This window comes from Micromonospora reichwaldensis (assembly GCF_031845925.1).
GTDB lineage: Bacteria > Actinomycetota > Actinomycetes > Mycobacteriales > Micromonosporaceae > Micromonospora > Micromonospora reichwaldensis.
This window is the reverse complement of record NZ_JAVRFL010000002.1, coordinates 243,435-261,279: the sequence shown is the minus strand read 5'-3', so window position 1 is coordinate 261,279 and position 17,845 is coordinate 243,435. Positions and strand designations below refer to the sequence as shown.

20 protein-coding genes are annotated in these 17,845 nt (G+C 75.8%); 7 read left to right on the top strand and 13 right to left on the bottom strand.

Features of this window, described 5'->3' with window-relative positions; genetic code table 11:
* Positions 1-4: 4 nt before the first annotated feature.
* Genes RM555_RS02460 through RM555_RS02450 form a run of 3 tightly spaced genes read right to left on the bottom strand, consistent with a single transcriptional unit; the run spans position 5 to position 3,713 of the window.
* Complete coding sequence (locus tag RM555_RS02460; protein WP_396888659.1) at positions 5-2,089, bottom strand: sulfatase-like hydrolase/transferase; 2,085 nt, start codon at positions 2,087-2,089, stop codon at positions 5-7.
* A gap of 40 nt (positions 2,090-2,129) precedes the next feature.
* Complete coding sequence (locus RM555_RS02455) at positions 2,130-3,554, bottom strand: class I SAM-dependent methyltransferase (protein WP_311410223.1); 1,425 nt, start codon at positions 3,552-3,554, stop codon at positions 2,130-2,132.
* Between the two features lie 9 nt (positions 3,555-3,563).
* Positions 3,564-3,713, bottom strand: coding sequence for a hypothetical protein (locus RM555_RS02450; protein ID WP_165947858.1), 150 nt, complete (start codon positions 3,711-3,713; stop codon positions 3,564-3,566).
* A 189-nt stretch (positions 3,714-3,902) separates the two neighbouring features.
* On the opposite strand from RM555_RS02450, the gene RM555_RS02445 reads away from it, so the two are divergent.
* Positions 3,903-4,298: a VOC family protein gene (locus RM555_RS02445; protein ID WP_311410222.1), complete on the top strand. Its 396-nt coding sequence runs from the start codon at positions 3,903-3,905 to the stop codon at positions 4,296-4,298.
* A gap of 177 nt (positions 4,299-4,475) precedes the next feature.
* Here the strand turns inward: RM555_RS02445 and RM555_RS02440 are convergent, their stop codons facing one another.
* On the bottom strand, positions 4,476-5,159 hold the full coding sequence (locus RM555_RS02440; protein ID WP_311410221.1) for a helix-turn-helix transcriptional regulator: 684 nt from the start codon (positions 5,157-5,159) through the stop codon (positions 4,476-4,478).
* A gap of 37 nt (positions 5,160-5,196) precedes the next feature.
* On the opposite strand from RM555_RS02440, the gene RM555_RS02435 reads away from it, so the two are divergent.
* A complete protein-coding gene (locus tag RM555_RS02435) occupies positions 5,197-6,051 on the top strand; it encodes an arginase family protein (RefSeq protein ID WP_311410220.1) in 855 nt (284 codons plus the stop codon).
* Between the two features lie 121 nt (positions 6,052-6,172).
* On the opposite strand, the gene RM555_RS02430 is transcribed toward RM555_RS02435, so the two are convergent.
* The 3 genes from RM555_RS02430 to RM555_RS02420 form a co-directional block, all read right to left on the bottom strand.
* On the bottom strand, positions 6,173-7,609 hold the full coding sequence (locus tag RM555_RS02430) for a sensor histidine kinase (protein WP_311410276.1): 1,437 nt from the start codon (positions 7,607-7,609) through the stop codon (positions 6,173-6,175).
* Between the two features lie 28 nt (positions 7,610-7,637).
* Positions 7,638-8,384, bottom strand: a complete 747-nt coding sequence (locus RM555_RS02425; RefSeq protein WP_311410219.1) for a response regulator transcription factor — start codon at positions 8,382-8,384, stop codon at positions 7,638-7,640.
* A 180-nt stretch (positions 8,385-8,564) separates the two neighbouring features.
* Complete coding sequence (locus RM555_RS02420; RefSeq protein WP_311410218.1) at positions 8,565-8,798, bottom strand: hypothetical protein; 234 nt, start codon at positions 8,796-8,798, stop codon at positions 8,565-8,567.
* Positions 8,799-8,969: 171 nt separating this feature from the next.
* Here RM555_RS02420 and RM555_RS02415 point away from each other — a divergent pair, with 171 nt between their 5' ends.
* From RM555_RS02415 to RM555_RS02405, 3 genes are all read left to right on the top strand, one after another.
* Positions 8,970-9,923: a serine/threonine-protein kinase gene (locus RM555_RS02415; RefSeq protein WP_311410217.1), complete on the top strand. Its 954-nt coding sequence runs from the start codon at positions 8,970-8,972 to the stop codon at positions 9,921-9,923.
* A 231-nt stretch (positions 9,924-10,154) separates the two neighbouring features.
* Complete coding sequence (locus tag RM555_RS02410) at positions 10,155-10,583, top strand: OsmC family protein (RefSeq protein WP_089000686.1); 429 nt, start codon at positions 10,155-10,157, stop codon at positions 10,581-10,583.
* A 370-nt stretch (positions 10,584-10,953) separates the two neighbouring features.
* Positions 10,954-11,802, top strand: a complete 849-nt coding sequence (locus tag RM555_RS02405) for a hypothetical protein (RefSeq protein ID WP_311410216.1) — start codon at positions 10,954-10,956, stop codon at positions 11,800-11,802.
* A gap of 37 nt (positions 11,803-11,839) precedes the next feature.
* Here the strand turns inward: RM555_RS02405 and RM555_RS02400 are convergent, their stop codons facing one another.
* From RM555_RS02400 to RM555_RS02380, 5 genes are all read right to left on the bottom strand, one after another.
* A complete protein-coding gene (locus RM555_RS02400; protein ID WP_311410215.1) occupies positions 11,840-12,373 on the bottom strand; it encodes an ATPase in 534 nt (177 codons plus the stop codon).
* A 173-nt stretch (positions 12,374-12,546) separates the two neighbouring features.
* On the bottom strand, positions 12,547-12,993 hold the full coding sequence (locus RM555_RS02395; protein WP_311410214.1) for a response regulator: 447 nt from the start codon (positions 12,991-12,993) through the stop codon (positions 12,547-12,549).
* A 70-nt stretch (positions 12,994-13,063) separates the two neighbouring features.
* On the bottom strand, positions 13,064-13,411 hold the full coding sequence (locus RM555_RS02390) for an STAS domain-containing protein (protein ID WP_311410213.1): 348 nt from the start codon (positions 13,409-13,411) through the stop codon (positions 13,064-13,066).
* Positions 13,412-13,496: 85 nt separating this feature from the next.
* Positions 13,497-14,549 (bottom strand): cobalamin B12-binding domain-containing protein, encoded by a 1,053-nt coding sequence (locus tag RM555_RS02385; RefSeq protein ID WP_311410212.1) that lies wholly within the window; start codon positions 14,547-14,549, stop codon positions 13,497-13,499.
* Positions 14,546-16,306 carry a PP2C family protein-serine/threonine phosphatase gene (locus RM555_RS02380; protein WP_311410211.1) on the bottom strand — a complete coding sequence of 587 codons (1,761 nt, stop codon included), beginning with the start codon at positions 16,304-16,306 and terminating at the stop codon, positions 14,546-14,548. Before RM555_RS02380 ends, RM555_RS02385 begins: the two co-directional genes overlap by 4 nt.
* Positions 16,307-16,554: 248 nt before the next feature.
* Here RM555_RS02380 and RM555_RS02375 point away from each other — a divergent pair, with 248 nt between their 5' ends.
* On the top strand, positions 16,555-16,899 hold the full coding sequence (locus tag RM555_RS02375; RefSeq protein ID WP_311410275.1) for an STAS domain-containing protein: 345 nt from the start codon (positions 16,555-16,557) through the stop codon (positions 16,897-16,899).
* Positions 16,900-16,957: 58 nt separating this feature from the next.
* Positions 16,958-17,302 carry an STAS domain-containing protein gene (locus RM555_RS02370; RefSeq protein ID WP_311410210.1) on the top strand — a complete coding sequence of 115 codons (345 nt, stop codon included), beginning with the start codon at positions 16,958-16,960 and terminating at the stop codon, positions 17,300-17,302.
* A 73-nt stretch (positions 17,303-17,375) separates the two neighbouring features.
* On the opposite strand, the gene RM555_RS02365 is transcribed toward RM555_RS02370, so the two are convergent.
* Positions 17,376-17,690: a hypothetical protein gene (locus RM555_RS02365; protein WP_311410209.1), complete on the bottom strand. Its 315-nt coding sequence runs from the start codon at positions 17,688-17,690 to the stop codon at positions 17,376-17,378.
* Between the last annotated feature and the right edge of the window lie 155 nt (positions 17,691-17,845).

Here is a 17,845-nt window from a genome sequence, read left to right as displayed (position 1 = left end):
TGGGTCAGGTGAGGGTGAGGGTGCGGAGGGTGTTGTCGGGGGCCACGCGGTAGATGGTGAGGCGGTTGGCGCCGGCGTGGAAGAGGCGGTCGTCGGCGAGCAGGGCGGCGAAGCGGCGGCCACCGGCGTCGCGGGGTACCACCGGGACGACCGCGCCGATCCGGCCGTTGACGGCGATCGCCAGGGGTGTGCCGTCGGGTACGTCGTCGGGCACGTCGCCCCAGACGGCGGCCGGCAGCCGCCCGGTGTCCGGGTCCACCGCGTCGAACGCGGCCAGGTCGGCGACCCGGGCGGTGCCGCCCGTCGGGCGGTCGCCGACGGCGGCGCCCACCAGCGGGTGGGGCGCGGGCGGCGCGAGCGGGGCCGGCACGCCGCCGCCGACGGGGGTCGGCTGGCCGGGGCGGTCGTAGAAGACCTTGCCCGCCTCGGCGCGCGGGGTCTGCCGGGCGGACCGGCCGTCGACGGGCCACGGGAGCCGGATGGCCGCCTCGTCGGCGATGGTGGGCAGCAGGTCGACGTGCTGCCAGTTCCGGTCGTCGATCCGGCCGGCGCGCTGGCCGGGGGTCTTGACGAACGTCGGCACCCAGGCGACCTCGTCGGGGGCGGTCCGGATGGCGCCCATGCCCCGGCCCTGGGCGCCGGGGGTGAAGCTGACGCCGTGGTCGGCGGTGACCACCAGCAGGGCCTGGTCGTAGAGGCCGGTGGAGCGCAGCGTACGCAGGGTCTCCCCGATCAGCCGGTCGGTGTAGCCGAGCTGCGCGAGGTGCCGCCGACGGGCCAGCTCGGCCCAGCCGTCGCCGTCGTTCGGCAGGTCCGGCGGGGCGTCGTAGCGTGCCCCCGACGGCAGGTACGCCCACGGCGAGTGGGGCATCAGCAGGTGCAGGAAGTGCAGGGTGGGCCGGGGCGCCGGCCGGAGTCCGGCGAGGAAGCTGGTGAAGCGGGCCGGCTGGTTGTCGTCGAGGCTGTCCCAGCGGAACTTCGGGTCCGCCGGCACCGGCTCGGCGGCGTCGATGCCCGCCTCCGCGCGGGTCTGCTCGCGGTACGAGTCCTCCGGGTCGACGCGGCTGTCGACGGGGGCGGTGACCTGGCGCAGCAGCCCGCCGGCCTGCCGGATCAGCACGCCCATCCCCTGCTCCGGGCTGATCGGCTGCTCGCAGCGGCTGGGTGGGCAGAGCCGGGTGATGCTCTCCTCGGCGCGGACGTCGTACAGGCCGCCGAGGGCGGTGAAGAGGTTGTCCGGGTACTGCGAGTAGTGCGGCGCCACCGCCCGCTGCGGGTAGCGGCCGGTGAGCATGGCCGGCAGCGCGTAGGGCGTCCAGCCGCTGACGCCGGTGGCGTTGCGGTACCAGGTGGAGCCGTCGGCCAGCTCCGCGAAGTGCGGGAACCGGGCGGCGTCGATCCGCCCGTCCGCGCCGAGCAGGGAGACCAGGGGCAGTTCGTCGAGGACCAGCACGACCACGGGCGGGTGGTTGCCGGGCCCGGCGACCCCGGCGGCGCCGCCCTCGCCCCGGGGCAGCACCACCGTGGAGGTGGGCGAGGCGAACACGAACAGCCCCACGAACAGCAGCGGCCCGGCCGCGGCCAGCCGCAGCATCCGCCCGGGCGCGCGCCAGCGCCGGTGCGCGGCGGCCCCGGCGGTCCCGGCCACCGCGGCGAGCAGCAGCAGCGGTACGCCCCGCAGCGGCGTACCGTGCCGGCCGACCTGCACGGCCAGTGCGGCGAGCAGCAGGCCGACCAGGAGGGTGTGCGTGGCCGCGCGGGCGGTGCGTCCGGCCAGGCGGGACAGCGCGGCGGGCAGCGCGACGGCGGCGGTGGGCACCAGTGCGACCAACGCCACCAGCAGTATGATCTCCCCACGGTCGGCCCGGTGGAACAGGAAGAAGTCGGGGCTGCGCCCGAGGACGTCCAGCAGCGGCTGGGTGACCACGAGTCCGACGAGCCCCGCCACCTCGGCCAGCCGGCCCAGCTCCGTACGCCAGCCGCCCGCCCGGCCACCGGCAGCCCCGCCGCCGCCCGCCCGACCACCGGAAACCCGGTCGCCCGACGGCCCGTCACCCGACGGCCCGTCGCCCAACGGCCCGTCGCCCAACGGCCGGTCGCCGCACGTGCGGTCGGGCGGGGGCACCGGCTCAGCCACCCACGACCGCCGCGTAGAGCGTCCGGGTGCCCGAGGGCAGGTCGAGTCGCCGCGCGATCCGGCAGCGCGCGGAGAGCAGCCGCTCGAACTCGGCCGGCCGGTAGTCGGGGAAGAGCCCCTCGGGCTTGTTGGCCAGCAGCCGCCGGGCCATCGGGTCCCCGGGATGGACGAACTCCACCACCACCCGGGCGCCCGGGGCGGCGAGCCCGACGAGCCAGTCCAGCACCTCGGGCAGCGGCACGTTGCGCCCGATCGCCAGGTGGTGCACCACGGCCAGGGCGAGGATCGCGTCCGCCTCCAGCCGGTCCGCGAACGAGGCCCGCTCGACGCCGCGCCAGCCGCCGCCGGGCGACGGATCGGCGAGATCCATCACCAGGGGCAGGATCCGCCGCTCCCCCGCCGCGCGCAGGTCCCGGTAGAGCCCGTCGACCACGCCCGGGTCCTGCTCGACCGCGACGACGTAGTCGGCGTGCCGGGCGGCGAGGCGGGCGTACCGGCCGTCGTTGGCGCCGAGGTCCAGCGCCAGGCGGGGCCGCGGTCCGTCGGCCAGCGCCTCGGCGACGAAGCGTTCCTTCGCGGCCCGGTCGTCGGCGGTGTACGCGCAGGTGCGCTGGTAGTCGACCCAGTGGCTGGCCGTGCGGCGGGGCTCCAGCCGCCGGACGAGCTTCTCGATGCCGCGTACGGTGGCCAGCGCCAACTCCCGCGAGTAGCCGGCGGCCCGCAACTGGGACCTGACGTCGGCGGTGCTGGCCCGGGCGTTGCGCCGCTGCATGGCGTCGTGCAGGTGCACGTGGGTGGGCACGCCGGGCAGCAGCCGCCGGACGCCGCCGAACAGCCGGCGCATCTGCTCGGGCTCGATGCCGTCGACCCGGGCGCGCAGCCAGGGCTGGAAGTCCAGCCCGAGGTGGGCGCCCAGCAGCAGCGGATAGAGCAGCGTCTGACAGAACTGCCGGTAGCCGGCCCAGGGCTCGCCGTCGCGGGCCGGGGTGAACGAGCCGACGTCGATGAACACCGGTTCGGCGCCCCGCCACTGGAGGTTGTAGGCCGACCCGTCCTTCGTGGTGAACCCGGCCGGCAGGGCCGCCCGCAGGATCTCCAGGTGCAGCAGCGCGGCGTCGCGCAGCATGGTGAAGGACCACTCGTACGGGTGGGAGACGAACGGGATGCGCTCGTGGCGCAGGACGGCGGCCCACCGGTCGGCCGACGGCACGGCCGGCGGGTCGACCGCCTCGGTGCCGCACACCTTGCCGGCGGCGAGCAGCGGCGGGAAGAACTCGCTGGCGGTCAGCGCGCGCCACTCCCCGGCGGCCTGCTCGTCCAGCCCGCGCAGCACGTCGCCGTCGAGGTGGAAGACCCGGTTGGCGGGGTCACGGAAGGAGGCCGGCTCGGCGCGCAGGCCGGTGCGGGAGTTCCCCATCGGCCGGGGTCAGCGCTGGTCGGTGGGCTGGCGGCGGAACCGGTCGACCAGTCGCCGCCAGTAGAGTTTGGCCGCCACCGCGGCGCCGGCCACCCCGCCGACCACCGCCTGCACGATCAGGCTGCCGGACCCCGCGTCCAGGTAGGCCAGGTGTTCCACCGACCGCTCCTTTCCTCGCGTGTTCGATGTCGGCGTACGCGGGCAGGATCCTTGGGGGATTTGCCCGTAAAGCCGGACTTGTCTGACACGCTACGCCGATCGTCCCGGTCGTGAGGGGCACACCCGACACTCAGCCCGGTTGTCCGCTTCGTTCAAGACGGGCGCCGGGAGCCTCCCTACGGTGGAGCCATGGCACCCACACTCGATCTCATCGGCATCGTCAGCAGCGACCTGTCCCGCTCCCTCGCCTTCTACCGGCGGCTCGGCCTCGACATCCCCGCCGACGCCGACGCCGCGCCGCACGTGGAGGTCACCCTGCCCGGCGGCCTGCGGCTGGCCTGGGACACCGCCGACACCGTCCGCGCGTTCGACCCCGACTGGAAGCCCGGGGGCGGTGGCGGGGCCAGCCTCGCCTTCCTGTGCGCCGACCCGGCGGAGGTGGACCGGCTCTACGCGGAGCTGGTGGCCGAGGGCCACGAGGGTCACCTGCCCCCGTGGGACGCCTACTGGGGCCAGCGGTACGCGGTGGTGCTCGACCCCGACGGCAACGGCGTGGACCTGTTCGCCCCGCTCGCCGCGAGCTGACCGCGGACCGGCCCCGCCGGACACCGGAGTCGCCGGAGCGCGGGTCAGGCGACCGGCGCGGCGGTCATCGGCCGGCGGGTGGGTGACCTCGACCCGGGCGATGAGCTGCTTGAGCTGGACGACATCCTCGGCGAGCGCGACGTCAGCGGTCGCCCGGCCGGGAAGATCGCCGAGGGTTCAGCCCAGCAGTGCGGTCGGCGGCACGCCGGCCAGGTCCCGCACGTCGCGGGTCAGGTGGGCCTGGTCGGCGTAGCCGCAGCGGGCCGCCACCTCGGCCAGCGGGGTGCCGGCGCGGGCCAGCGCCAACGCGCGCCCCATCCGCAGGATCCGGGCCAGGGTCTTCGGGCCGTACCCGAACAGGTGCTGGCACCGGCGGTGCAGGGCGCGCGGATCGAGGCCGGTCCCGGCGGCGGTCGCGGTCACGCTGGCGCCGGCGGCCAGCGCGGCGACGACCCGGGCGCCGACCGGATCGGGCCCGCCGGCCGCCCGCAGCCGCCGGACGGCGATCTCCGTCAGCACGTCGGCCGGGGCCGCCTCCGCCCGTTCGGCCAGCCGGGCGACGTCCCGGTCGCCCCACAGCGCCGCCAGGGGAACCCGCCGGTCACGCAGCTCGGCGGCCGGTACGCCGAGCACCGCCGGTCCGATGCCCGGCGGCAGCCGCAGCCCCACCCAGCGCTCCGCCGGCCCGCCGCCGCTCAGGTGCGCGGTGCGGTCCGGCCCGGCCACCGTCAGCCCGCAGCGGCTCGACCAGAGCAGGTCGAGGCAGCCGTCGGGGAGCACCCTGGTCGGTGCGGCGCCCGCCGTCGTGGCGCTGGTCCAGAGCACCGCGCCGGCGAACCCGGCCGGACGTTCCCGGTACATGCCGCCCAGCCTGCCACGGCCGGGCTAGCCTCCGGGTGTGCGATGGTCGGTGCTGGACGCTCCCCTCGACTCCTCCGGACGCGGCCGGGGCGAGCACCGGGCGCCTGCGGCGCTGCGGGCCGCCGGGCTGCTGGGCCGGCTGGGCGCGGCCGACGCCGGCGCGGTCGACGCCCTGATCACCGACCCGGTACGGGACCCGGAGACCGGGGTGATCGGCGTCGACCAGGTGCGCCGCGCCGGCCGGGCGATCGCCGTCCGCACGACGACGCTGATCGGCTCGGGACGGCATCCGCTGGTGCTCGGCGGCGACTGCGCGATCCTGCCCGGCATCCTGGCGGGGTTGCCCGCCGGCTTCGACCTGTGGTTCCTCGACGCCCACCTCGACTTCGAGGACGGCCGCACCTCGCCCACTGGTGAGGCGGCGGACATGGACCTGTCGATCGTCACCGACCACGGCCCGGCGGGAGTGCTGGACCGGGAGGGGCCGCTGGTCGACCCCGACCAGGTGCACCTGCTCGGCCACCGGCCGCTCGACCGGGCCGCGACGGACGGGAAGGAGGCCTCCCGGATCGACCCCGCCGTCCACCTGGTGCCGGCCACCGGGCTGCGGGGCGCCGACGCGGCGGCGGTGGGCCGGGATCTCGCCGTCGGTACGACGCCGGCCTGGCTGCACCTCGACCTCGACGTGCTCGACCCGCTGGTGCTCCCGGCGGTCAGCTATCCCGAGCCGGACGGGCTGGACTGGGCCGACCTCATCGCGCTGGCCCGACCGCTGGTGACCTCGGGTCGGTTGATCGGGATGAGCGTCGCCGACTTCAACGCCGACGAGGACCCCGACGGGCGGCACGCGGAGCGCGTCGGGCAGGCCCTCGCCGAACTGCTGGCCGACTGACCGCGCCGTCGGGCGTGCGGGCGGCCGGCCGGGGCACCCGACGCGCGACCCGGTACGGCCGTCCGGTCCTGGACGACGTCGGCGCGGGCGCGCAGCGCGGCCACGGCCCCGGAGGCGGCGTTCAGGCATCGGTGGTGGCGCCGGGCAGCCGGACGGTGAACACCGTGCGCCCCGGCCGGCTGTCCAGGTCGACCGCGCCGTGGTGTGCCTCCACCACGGCGGCCACGATCGCCAGGCCCAGGCCGGTGCTGCCGTGCGCCCGGGACCGGGAGCTGTCGCCCCGGGAGAAGCGGTCGAACACCTCGGCCCGCAGCGCCGGCGGCACGCCTGGCCCGTCGTCGGCGACGCCGAACACGGCGAGGTCGCCGTCGACCCGCAGGGTGGTGGTGACCGTGGTGCCCGGCGGGGTGTGCACCCGGGCGTTGGCCAGCAGATTCGCCAGCACCTGGTGCAGCCGGGCCGGGTCGCCGGGGACGCGGACCACGGTGTCCGGCAGGTCGAGCCGCCACCGGTGCTCCGGCCCCGCCACGTGCGCGTCGCCGACCGCGTCCACCGTCAGCGCGGACAGGTCCACCGGCTCGACCACGAGCGGCCGACCCGAGTCGAGCCGGGCGAGCAGCAGCAGGTCGTCGACGAGGCGGGTCATCCGGGCGCTCTCGGACTCGACCCGGCGCAACGCGTGGGCCACGTCGGGCGGCACCTCGTCCCGGCCGCGCCGGGCGACCTCGGCGTACCCCCGGATGGCGGCGAGCGGCGTACGCAGCTCGTGGCTGGCGTCGGCGACGAACTGGCGTACCCGGGTCTCGCTGGCCTGGCGGGCGGCGAGCGCGGCGCCGACGTGCCCCAGCACCCGGTTCAGCGCCGCGCCCACCTGCCCTACCTCGGTGCGCGGGTCGGTGTCGGCGGCCGGCACCCGCACCGACAGCGCGACCTCGCCGCGGTCCAGGGGCAGCTCGCTGACCCGGCCGGCGGTGGTGGCGACCCGGCGCAGCGGGCGCAGGGTCGCCCGCACGATCAGGGCACCGGCCCCGCCGGCGACGAGCAGCCCCGCGGTCGCCACGCCGGCCTGCGCGGCGACCAGCCACCAGACGGTCTCCGACACGCCCGACAGCGGCAGGCCGAGCACCCGCACGGTCCCGCCCGGAAGCTGGCGCGCCACCACCCGGTAGGCACCGCGCTCGCCCAGCTCACGGGTGCGGGGTCGGCCGTCCGTGGGCAGGTCCGCGAGGCCGGCAAGGTCCCCGGCGGGGACGGCGCGTTCCTCCCGGCCGGCGAGGGTCCAGGCCCGGACCACCCGGCCGTCGGCCACCTCGGCGGCGACTGTCCCCGGCGGGAGGCCCCGGGGTATCCGGGCGTCCGGCCCGAAGGGTGGCGCCTCGAAGGGCGACGGCACGCCCCGACCGGCCCCGGTCCGCATCGGCGTCAACTGGTCGTCGACCCGGTCGATCAGGAACTGCCGCAGCGCGACCGTGGTGATCCCGCCGATGCCCACGCTGACCAGGGCCAGCAGGGCGACCAGGATGACCACCAGGCGGGTCCGCAGCGACACCCCGGCCAGCCGGTGGCGCAGCCGGCCGGCGGCCCGCTCACTCCGCCGGCCGGAGGACATACCCCGCGCCGCGCAGCGTGTGGATCATCGGCTTCCGGCCCGCGTCGATCTTCTTCCGCAGGTACGAGATGTACAGCTCCACCACGTTGGCCTGGCCGCCGAAGTCGTAGTTCCAGACCCGGTCGAGGATCTGCGCCTTGCTGAGCACCCGGCGCGGGTTGCGCATCAGGTAGCGCAGCAGCTCGAACTCGGTGGCGGTGAGCGTGACGGGGCAGCCGCCGCGGCGTACCTCGTGGCTGTCCTCGTCGAGGCTGAGGTCGCCGACGGTGAGCACCGCGTCCGGGCGGGCGGCGACGGCGAAGCCCGAGCGCCGCAGCAGCGCCCGCAGCCGGGCGATCACCTCCTCCAGGCTGAACGGCTTGGTGACGTAGTCGTCGCCGCCGACGGTCAGCCCGGCGATCCGTTCCTCCACCGCGTCCCGCGCCGTCAGGAAGAGCACCGGCACCGTCGGGGCCTGCTCACGCAGCCGGCGCAGCACCTGGAAGCCGTCCAGGTCGGGCAGCATCACGTCGAGCACCACGGCGTCCGGCCGGAACTGTCGCGCCGCGTGCAGCGCCGACGTGCCGTCGCCCGCCGTACGCACCTGCCAGCCCTCGTAGCGCAACGCCATCGACAGCAGGTCGGCCAGGGTCGGCTCGTCGTCGACCACCAGCACCCGCACCGGCTCCCCGTCGGGGCGGCGCAGCTCGACCCGGCCCGCCCCGACCTGCCCGTCCGTCACCATGGCCCCCATCGTGCGCCGGGCCGCTGTGCCCGGCTTGTGCACCACCTGTGCCCCCGCTGTGCACCGACCGACCCGTCCGCCGCAGGGCGACCGACCGCCCGGGACGTGGCGGTGGTCGTCGTCGCCGTGGTCGCCCGGCCACGCCCCACCGGCCGCCCCGCCGACGGGCGACGGGCGATCTCACTCGGTCATGCCCACCGGGTAGGTGTGCACGAAGCGCATCGTCCAGGTGCCGCCGCCAACGGGCTGCTCGCGCTGGTAGAGGTGGTCCGGTCCGCCGGCCGTGGCCGGCCCGACGCCGTCGGGGTGACGCAGGATCCAGTGCGCCGGCGGGGAGCCGTCCGGCTCGGCGGGCACCGACCGGACCAGGTCGTGGGCCGGGCCGCCGACGAAGCGTACGGTCACCTCGCTCATCCGCGCGCCCGCCTTCCCGCAGTGCCGCCCCGCAGCGGCCCTGGCTCGCAAGCTACCGCAGCAGTGGGCGGGCCCGCCCGGATCCGGCAGCGGTTTGCCCTGATCGGAGCTCGGGTACCGCTGCCCTGGGGACCTGTCGAGGGACAGGCCAGGAGGAGCAGGGAGCGGTCGATGAGAACGCTGGACGGGCGATACCGGCTCGAACAGCGCATCGGCATCGGCGGCATGTCGGAGGTCTGGCGGGCCCACGACGCGGTGCTGGACCGGCCGGTCGCGGTGAAGGTGATGTCCCCCGGGCAGGAGGGCCAGGACACCTCTGTGGAGCGCATCCGCGCGGAGGCCCGCTCCGCCGCCCGGCTGGTGCACCCGAACGTGGCCTCCGTGCACGACTTCGGCACCTGCGGGCCGGGCCCCGAGGGTCAGCTGCCCTACATCGTCATGGAACTGGCCGAGGGCGAGACGCTGGCCGCGCACCTGCGGGCCGGGCCGCTGGACTGGCGCATCGCCGTACGGGTCTGCGCCGAGGTGAGCGCCGCGCTGGCCGCGGCGCACGCGCACGGCATCGTGCACCGCGACGTCAAGCCGGCGAACGTGATCCTGACCCCGGCCGGCGTGAAGGTGCTCGACTTCGGCATCGCCACCCCGTCCGGCACCCCGGACCGGTCACCGGAGGGGATGGTGGTCGGCACGCCCGCCTACCTCGCGCCGGAGCAGCTGGAACGGGCGCCCGTCACACCGGCCGCCGACATGTACGCCCTCGGCGTCCTGCTCTACTACTGCCTGACCGGGCGACTGCCGTACCAAGCGGGCACCACGACCCCGACCCAACTGCTCGGCGCGCGCCGGCGGCAACCGCCGCTGCCGCTGCCGGAGATCGAGGGGCTGCCGCCGGAAGTGGCCGACCTGTGCGCGAGCTGCCTGGCCGACGACCCGGCCGACCGGCCGTCCAGCCTGATGGCGGCCCTGCTGCTGGCGGAGGCGGTGGACGCCCGCGTGTACGTGCCGCTGGGGCAGCCCATGGCGCCACGACAGCGCGTCGGGTCGATCTCGCCGTGGACCGAGCGGGCGGCGGCCGAGGCGACCGAGGCAGCCCCCGTTCCCGACTGGTCCACCCAGGCCGGCTGAGCCTCCTCGACGCCGCCCCGACCACGCTGGCTGAGCCTCCTCCCGCGCCCGACCACGCTGGCTGAGCCTCCTCCCACGCCCGGCCAGGCCGGCTGAGCCTCCTCCCGCGGCCCGGCCAGGCCGGCGTCGTGGGGCCGCTTCCGGCCGGCGTCCTTCGGGCCGCCCACCGGCCGCCGCGTTTCACCGTCCGGGGGCCGGGTAGCCGGGCGGGTGAGCGACGGGAGGAACGCGATGCCGGAATCGAGCTCCTGGCTGAACGAGACGGCCACCGCGACCGCCGAGGGCGGCCACGTACGCACCGACGACGGGAGCCTGTCCACGGCCCTGGCGTCCCCACTGGCGCCGCACTGCTCGGGGCTGACCCCGGAGCAGCTGCTCGCCGCCGCCTTCGCGTCCTGCCTGCACCACGCGGCGGTGGAGGCGGCGGGCGAGATCACCGACGAGGCGCACACCGTGCAGGTACGCGCGGAGGCGAAGCTCGGGCGCGACGACGACGGCCGGTACCGGGCCGACGTGCACGCCTCCATCTCGTCGGCGGGACTGAGCCGGCAACAGCTGGCCGAGCTGGTCGAGCACGCGGACCGGTTGTGGCCCTTCTCCAGCGGCGACGGCAGCCGGCACCGGCTCACCGTCACCCCGGCGGAGAACGGCCGGCACTAGACCGACCCGCCGGCGTCCCTGCGGCGCGGGACAGCTCCAGCACCCCGCTGCCGGTACGGCCTGCTCCACCACCGCCGCCGCCGGTACGGCCTGCGCCGTCGCCTCCGGGGCCGACGGGCGGTCGGGCGGGTGGCCCACGGCGGCCTCCACCGTTCGGTGGAGGCTCGGCGGCGGCCCGACGCCCGAGCCCGCGATCGATTATCTGCCCGATTATCTATCCCTAATCGGATATATGCGAAAGAGCCGACAAGAGCAGTTGGCGGCGTTGATGGCCTGACGGGGGTAATCGGCCCGCAGATCGGCGCAAAATGTGGCGCATGCCACTAACCAGGCCGATGGCAAGACGCGCTCGCCTTTCTAGCCTCGGCGGGTGCACCACGACGACCCCCTCGACCAGAAGCTGACCCAGGATCGCCCGGCCACCCGCCCGGACGATCCCGCCTCGACCGAACGGACGACCGGCCGTCATCGCGCTGCGGAACGGCAGCGCCGCGGCGGTCGTGCCCTGCTCTCCTCGACCTCCGTCCGGATCGCGCTCGCCACCGGCGTGACCTGCTGCCTCGGCGTGGCCGCGTTCGCCGGCACGCGCGAGGACGCCGACGCCGCGCGGGAACCCGTGGCCGAGGCGCTGGCCGAGCGGGCCGTCGACGACGACCGCGCCTCGCGCTCCCTGGACCGGGCCGTCTCTCCCTCGCCCTCGCCCACGCTCAGCCCCAGCCCGACGCCGAAGCCGACCCCCTCGGCCACCCGCAAGGCCCCGCGCAAGCCGGCCCCGCCACCCCGTCCACGCCCGGTCGCCGGGCTCACCCAGGCGCAGATGGACAACGCCAAGATCATCGTCGACGTGGGCGCGGAGCTGAAGATGCCCCGCCGCGCCATGGTGGTGGCCGTGGCGACCGCGATGCAGGAGAGCCGGCTCTACAACCTCGCCAGCGACGTGCTTCCGGAGTCCAGCCGGTACCCGCACCAGGGCAGCGGCTCCGACCACGACTCCGTGGGCCTGTTCCAGCAGCGCCCGAGCAGCGGCTGGGGCACCGTACGCGAGCTGATGCGCCCGTCGTACGCCGCGCGGGCCTTCTACGAGGCGCTGCGGGACGTCCCGGGCTGGCAGCAGATGAGCGTGGCCGGCGCCGCCCAGGCCGTGCAGGTCTCGGCCTTCCCCGACGCGTACGCCCAGCACGAGGGCCTGGCCACCACCGTCGTCGCCGCGCTGACCTGACGGCGCCGGATCCGCGCCGGTGCCGGGCCCGCAGGGGTCAGCGGATCCCGGCGCGGCCGCCCGGCGGCTCGCTGGACGCGTCCGCACCGCCCCGGGCGGCGATCCGGGTCGCCGGCACCCCGGCCGCGGCGGTCGGGGTGTCCGCCGGGACCGGTTCGACGGTCAGCCCGTCGAGGATCCGGTCCACCCGGGCCTCGCGCCTGCGCCGGGCGTACAGCGCCTCCTCGAAGTCCCGGCGGGCCTGCACGGCCTCGGCGTAGACGCGCTCGCGCACCTGCCGGGCCTCCTCCCGGGCCGCGTCGAGCTCGACCCGCGCCCGGGCCAACAGGTCGACCGCCTCGCGATCGGCGTCGTGCGCGCCGCGCCGGGCCCGGTCCGCGTCGCCGAGGTCCAGCCGTTCGAGCAGGCCGCGCAGCGCCGTCGCCTCGTCACGGATCTCGTCCCACTCGCGACCGGCCCTCGCGGCGCCCTCCGTCCGGGCGGCGAGCCGGGCCAGCCGGACGCCGATCTCGTCCAGGCAGGAATCGACCTGCCGCTGGTCGTAGCCGGTCTCCACGACGCAGAACCTCATACTGTCGCCCCCCAGGCAGCCGGTGGTTTCCTTCCCCACCCTGGATCCTCGGCGCTGGGGGCGGCAGCGGAGGGGCTTCGGGAAAAATGTTCACCATGCGGACGCCCGCAAGGCCGGGCGCGGCGCGGGGCGCCGGCGCGCGACCCGGCGGGACTGATCCGCCCGGGGGCGCCTCAGGAGCGCTTCGGGAGCACGACCACCCGGCCGAAGAACTCGTCGATCCGCCGCACCACGTCGTTGAAGTCGTCCAGGTCGATCGGCTTGGTGACGTAGGCGTTGGCCTGGAGCGTGTAGCTGCCCACGATGTCCGTGTCGGCGTTGGAGGTGGTCAGCACGACGATCGGGATCGTACGCAGATCCTCGTCGTTCTTGACCTCGCCGAGCACCTGGCGCCCGTCCATCCGGGGCATGTTCAGGTCGAGCAGGATGACGTCCGGCCGCCGGGCGTCGGTGTGCCGCCCCTCGCGGCGCAGGAACTCCATGGCCTCCTGGCCGTCGCTGACGACGTCGATGACCTTCTCGACGTCGGAGTCGGCGAGGGCCTCCTCGATCATCAACACGTCGCCCGGGTCGTCGTCCACCACCAGGATGCGAACCGGACTTGGGGTGTCTGCACCCATCACTACCTGCTTCGGGTCGGTGGAACGGAGAATCGCGAGGCGCTCTGTGCCGGCGGGGAAATCTAGCCCATCAACTGGCGGACCGCGCCGTCGGGTCGGCCCTGCCGGACTCGTGTCTCAGCACCTCGGCCAGCCCTGTCACCTGGAGCACGCGGTCGACCCGGCCGGTGGCGCCGGTGACCCGCAGCCACCCGCCGTCGGCGGCGACCCGGTTGTCGCCCCGGACGAAGGCGGCGATCCCGGTGGAGTCGCAGAAGGTGAGTTCCGTCAGGTCCACCAGCAGGCGGCGCTCGCCGGCGTCGATCAGCCGGTCGATGGCGGCGTTGAGCTCGGGCGCGGTGCTCAGGTCGAGTTCGCCGGCCAGCCGCAGGCGCGTCGCCCCGCCGTCGCGGTCGGCGTACGTGACCGTGAACGTCACCCCTGGACCCCCTCGCTCCACCGCAGGCGGATGCTTGCAGTGTGGCAAGTATAAGCAGGGGCACCCGACACGGCCGCACCGGCGCTCATCGCGCCCCGGAGTCGCCCGCCCTGGCCAGGGACGACCGCGCCGCCCCGAGGAACCGCGCGGCCCGGGGAAAGTCGCGCAGGACCCGCCCGTAGTGTTCCAGAGTCGATCCCAGGGCGGGGGCCGGCACACCCCGGCTGGTGAGGATCTCGACCAGCCAGTCGACGAACTCGGTGAACAGCGAGCCGTCGTCGACGTAGAGCGCGGCGGCCAGGAAGTCCACGATGTAGCCCAGGTCGCTGACGGTGGAGTCCAGCTGACTGGGCGTGTAGTCACGCGTCCCCGGGTCGTGTTCCCGCAGGTCCGCCAGCGCGCCGTCGATCAGCTCGCCGCGCCGCTTGAGCAGGCTGGTGTACTCGTCGTCGGCCAGGTGGCTCAGCTCCGCCGGCGGGACGCGGCGCAGCGCGCGCTCGTCGCCGATCAGGTTCGCGGCGGTCGGGGCATCGGGCGCCCAGGCGACGCCGAGCCGCCGGGCCCAGCGGCCGTCCGCGCCGAACCCCCGGCCCCCCACCACCACGGGGACGTCCACGCGCCGGCACGCCTCGATCATGCGGTGCGCGTGCGGCAGGCGCATCGGCAGCGCACAGGCGAGCGCGACCGCGTGGGCGTCGTGCCGGTGCAGGTACGACACCAGGTGCGGGGCGGGGACGCTCGCGCCGAGGAAGGTGACCTGCCAGCCCCGCAGCCGCAGCACCTCGGCGACCAGCCGGGGCGGCAGGGCGTGCCACTCGCCGTCCATGCAGGCCACCACCACCCGGCCCCGCGTCGGGCGCGGGTTCGCGTACGCGGCCACCGCCGCCACCACCCGCTCGCTGATGTGCGTCGCGGCGTGCTCCTGGGCGACGCTCCACTCGTTACGTGCCCACCGCTCCCCCACCTCGGCCTGCGCCGGGGCGACCAGGTCGAGCAGGACGCGCTCGGCGGGCACGCCGGCCTCGAGCAGGCCGGTGGCCACCTCGATGGCGGCGTACTCGTCCGCCTCCTGGAGGCAGTCCAGGTATCCGGGCCAGACGCCTGCCGGGGTGGCGTCGGCGGTCGGGGCGGCGGTCACGGTCGGGTCTCCCTCGCCTCGGCGGCGCCGCTCGCGTCCGGCACCGCGTGCAGGTGCCTGGCCGTTCGCCCGCCCGGACCCGTCGCGCGCAGCGCGAGCACGGCGATGTCGTCGTGGTCGCCGTGGGCCAACCAGTCGCAGGTCACCTGCTCGACGCGCTCGGCCAGGGCGGGCGCGGGCATCCGCTGGCAGTCGGTGACCGCGTGCACCAGCCGCTCCGTGCCGAACTGCTCGTTGCCGCGGCGGCCCCCGCGCGCCTCGGTCACCCCGTCGCTGTAGAGCAGGCAGGTCTCGCCCGGCTCCAGCCGGACGGTCACCTCCCCGATCCGGGGATCGGGGACCACGCCGACCAGCATGCCCGACAGCGGGACCGGCTCGACCTCGCCGGAGGCGCGCAGCACCAGCGGCGGCAGGTGCCCGCCGCCGGCCAGGGTCAGGGTCAGGCCACCCTCGCGGTGCGCGCGGACCACTCCCAGCACCATGGTGGCGAACCGCCCCTGCCCCTGCGCCTGGCTGGTCTCCAGCAGCGCGTCGTTGAGCAGCTTCAGCAGGCGCCCCGGCTGCGACTCGACCCGGTGCAGCGCCTGGAGGCACTGACGCAGCTGGCCGGTGAAGACCGCCGCCTCGACGCCCTTGCCGGAGACGTCGCCCAGGAAGAACACGGAGCCGCCGTCGGCCAGCCGGTGCGAGCCGTAGAAGTCGCCGCCGATGCGCAACCCGGCCTGGGCCGGCCGGTAGGCGGTGCCCCACTGCACCCCGGTCGCCTCGGCCGGCTCCACCGGCACCAGGCTCGCCTGGAGCGTGTCGGCGACCTCGGCCTGGTCGCGGTAGAGCAGCGCGGTGGTCAGCGCCGCCCCCGCCCGGGCCGCGAAGGCACGGGCCAGGTCCACGTCGGCCTCGTCGTACCAGCGCTCGACCCGCCGCGCGATCAGCAGCACGCCGGCCGGGGCGTCGCGACCGGGCAGCGGCACCACCCGCACGCAGGCCTCCGCCGCGGTCAGCCCGGGCAGCCAGCCGGCCTCCGCGGCCTGCTCCGCCAGCCAGTCGAGGGTGTGCGGTTCCCCGCCGTCCAGCCCTTCGGTGATCGCCGCGGGCAGGTCGACGGCGGGCAGGATGCCGCTGTCCACCACCGGGGCGTCGTCGTCGCTGCGGGCGGCCCGCCACCAGCGCGCCCGACCCGAACGGGGTGCCAGCACCAGCACCGCCACCTCGGCCAGCGTCGGCACGGCGAGACGGACCACCGCCGCGGCGGCCCGGTCCGGGTGCAGGGGATTGCCGAGCTTCTCGCCGACGACCGCCAGGAACGCCGAGCGGGCCCGCTCGGCGAGCAGGGCGTCGGCGCGGGTGACGCTCTCGGTGACGTCCTCGACATACCAGCAGCAGCGGGCGGCCGACAGCGGCACCCGGCGCGCGCGCAGCCGGCGGTCGCGGTGGGTGAACTCGCCGTCGGCGCTCAGCCCGGCAAGGTTGGCCGCCGCGAGCAGCTCGCCCGGGGTGACCTCGGGCAGCAGCCGCTCGGCCACCGGGCTGACGTGCCGGACGACGCCTTGCGCGTCGCAGACGACGAGACCCTCGCGGAAGTGCTCGACGACCTCGGACCAGTCGGGTAACGCGTGCTCCCGGTCGGCCGCCAGTGCGGGGAGCGCGGAGGCGGGGCGTGCCGGGGCGCCGGCGGACCACGCCGTGGCCCGTGCGGCACCCGGTGTGGAGACCCGCCCGTCGCCGGGATCTGAGTCCCGGACGTCCGCAGCAGTCACCGGCTGAGCCCCACTCCTTGTCGAAACCCGTACCACCGGGAGGCAGCACAGGTGGTCGGATCTCTCGCACCCACCCTACGCCCGTGTGCCGCGAACGCCACCCGACGCCCGTCGTGCGGTCGGCGCTCGGTGCCCGGCGGGACCTGCGGCGCGTTGTTACGATCCCTGCATCCCCGCCCCTCGGCGGCCTGCGAAAGGGCGTGATCGTGCTGTCCCGTCGGAGCCAACCCGAGGCGACTCCGTTGAGCATGACCGTCGACTGGTCGGATCCCGCCGCACCGCTCATCCGGATCGGGGGCGACCTCGCCTACACCACCGCCGGGCCGCTGCGCGCCGAGGTCGACCGGATCCTCGCCGACGCTCCGCCGGCCCTCGTCCTCGACTTCACCGGCCTGACCTTCATCGACAGCACCGGCCTTGGGGTGATCGTGCACGCGTGGCGCGAGGGGCAGCAGTGCGGCACCGCCCTCCGGCTCTGCGCCGTGCCCCGGTTCCTGGCGACGATCCTCGACATGACCGGCGTCACGGGCCTGCTCGCCCGACCGCTCGGCGAGGGCCTGGCGGCGACGGAGAGCACCGCCGGCACGGCCTGACGCGCTCCGCCCGGCCCCCCGGCTTTGCACCCGGGCCCGCGACTGGGAACATGGGCCCATGGCCGCTCAGCTGTTGACCATCGAGGTGACCCGGCTCGACGCCGGGCGCGCCCGGCTCCGGCTGTCCGGTGAGCTGGACTTCGACACCGCCCCGGAGCTCGTCGCCGCCGCCGCCGAGCTGCGCCGGGACGGCTACCAGGAGCTCCTGTTCGACCTTACCGCGGTCAGCCTGTGCGACTCGTCCGGGCTCAGCGCGTTCCTGACCGCCCATCACGACGGCACGGGCGCGGTCCGCCTCACCGGGGTCGGTCCCCAGCTCCAGCAGTTGCTCGACCGCACCGGCCTGACCGAGCTGCTCGCGGTGGAAACCGGCAGCGACGGCGCCGCCCGTCGGGCGGGCTGAGTCCGGCCGCGCTCCGCGCGGGCGAGGGGTGGCCCCCGACCCTGGGACCAGGGGCCGGGGGCCGGAGTGAGGATCAGGGCGCGGTGAGCGGTTGCAGCCGGGGCCCGGTGGTCCGCCGCTGCCCCGTCGTCGGCGGCTCCGCGTCCTCCGGCAGCCCGGAATCGGGAGTCTGGAAGAGATAGCGGACGAACACCCCACCCGCCTCGTTGTCGTCCGCCCCGGGCCACTGCCCGATGCAGTCCACCCCGACCACCTCACGACCCGAGCCGTCGCCCTCCTCCAGCAGCGCCCACAGGCTCACCGGGTAGCAGCGGGTGTCCTCGGGCGAGAGGCGCCAGCGGGCGTACCAGCCGGGTCGGGCGGGAACGATCTCGACGATCCTCTTCATCACGACCTGTCCTTCCGCGTGCTCGGAAGTTCTCCGGTCCGCTGCGATCGTCGGCTCCCGCCGGGTGACCGCCCCTCACCCCCGCCGGATGAAGCTGTTCCGCCGCCCATCCGGGCGTCGCCGGCCCGGCCGTCGGCGTCCGTTTCGGTGCCGGC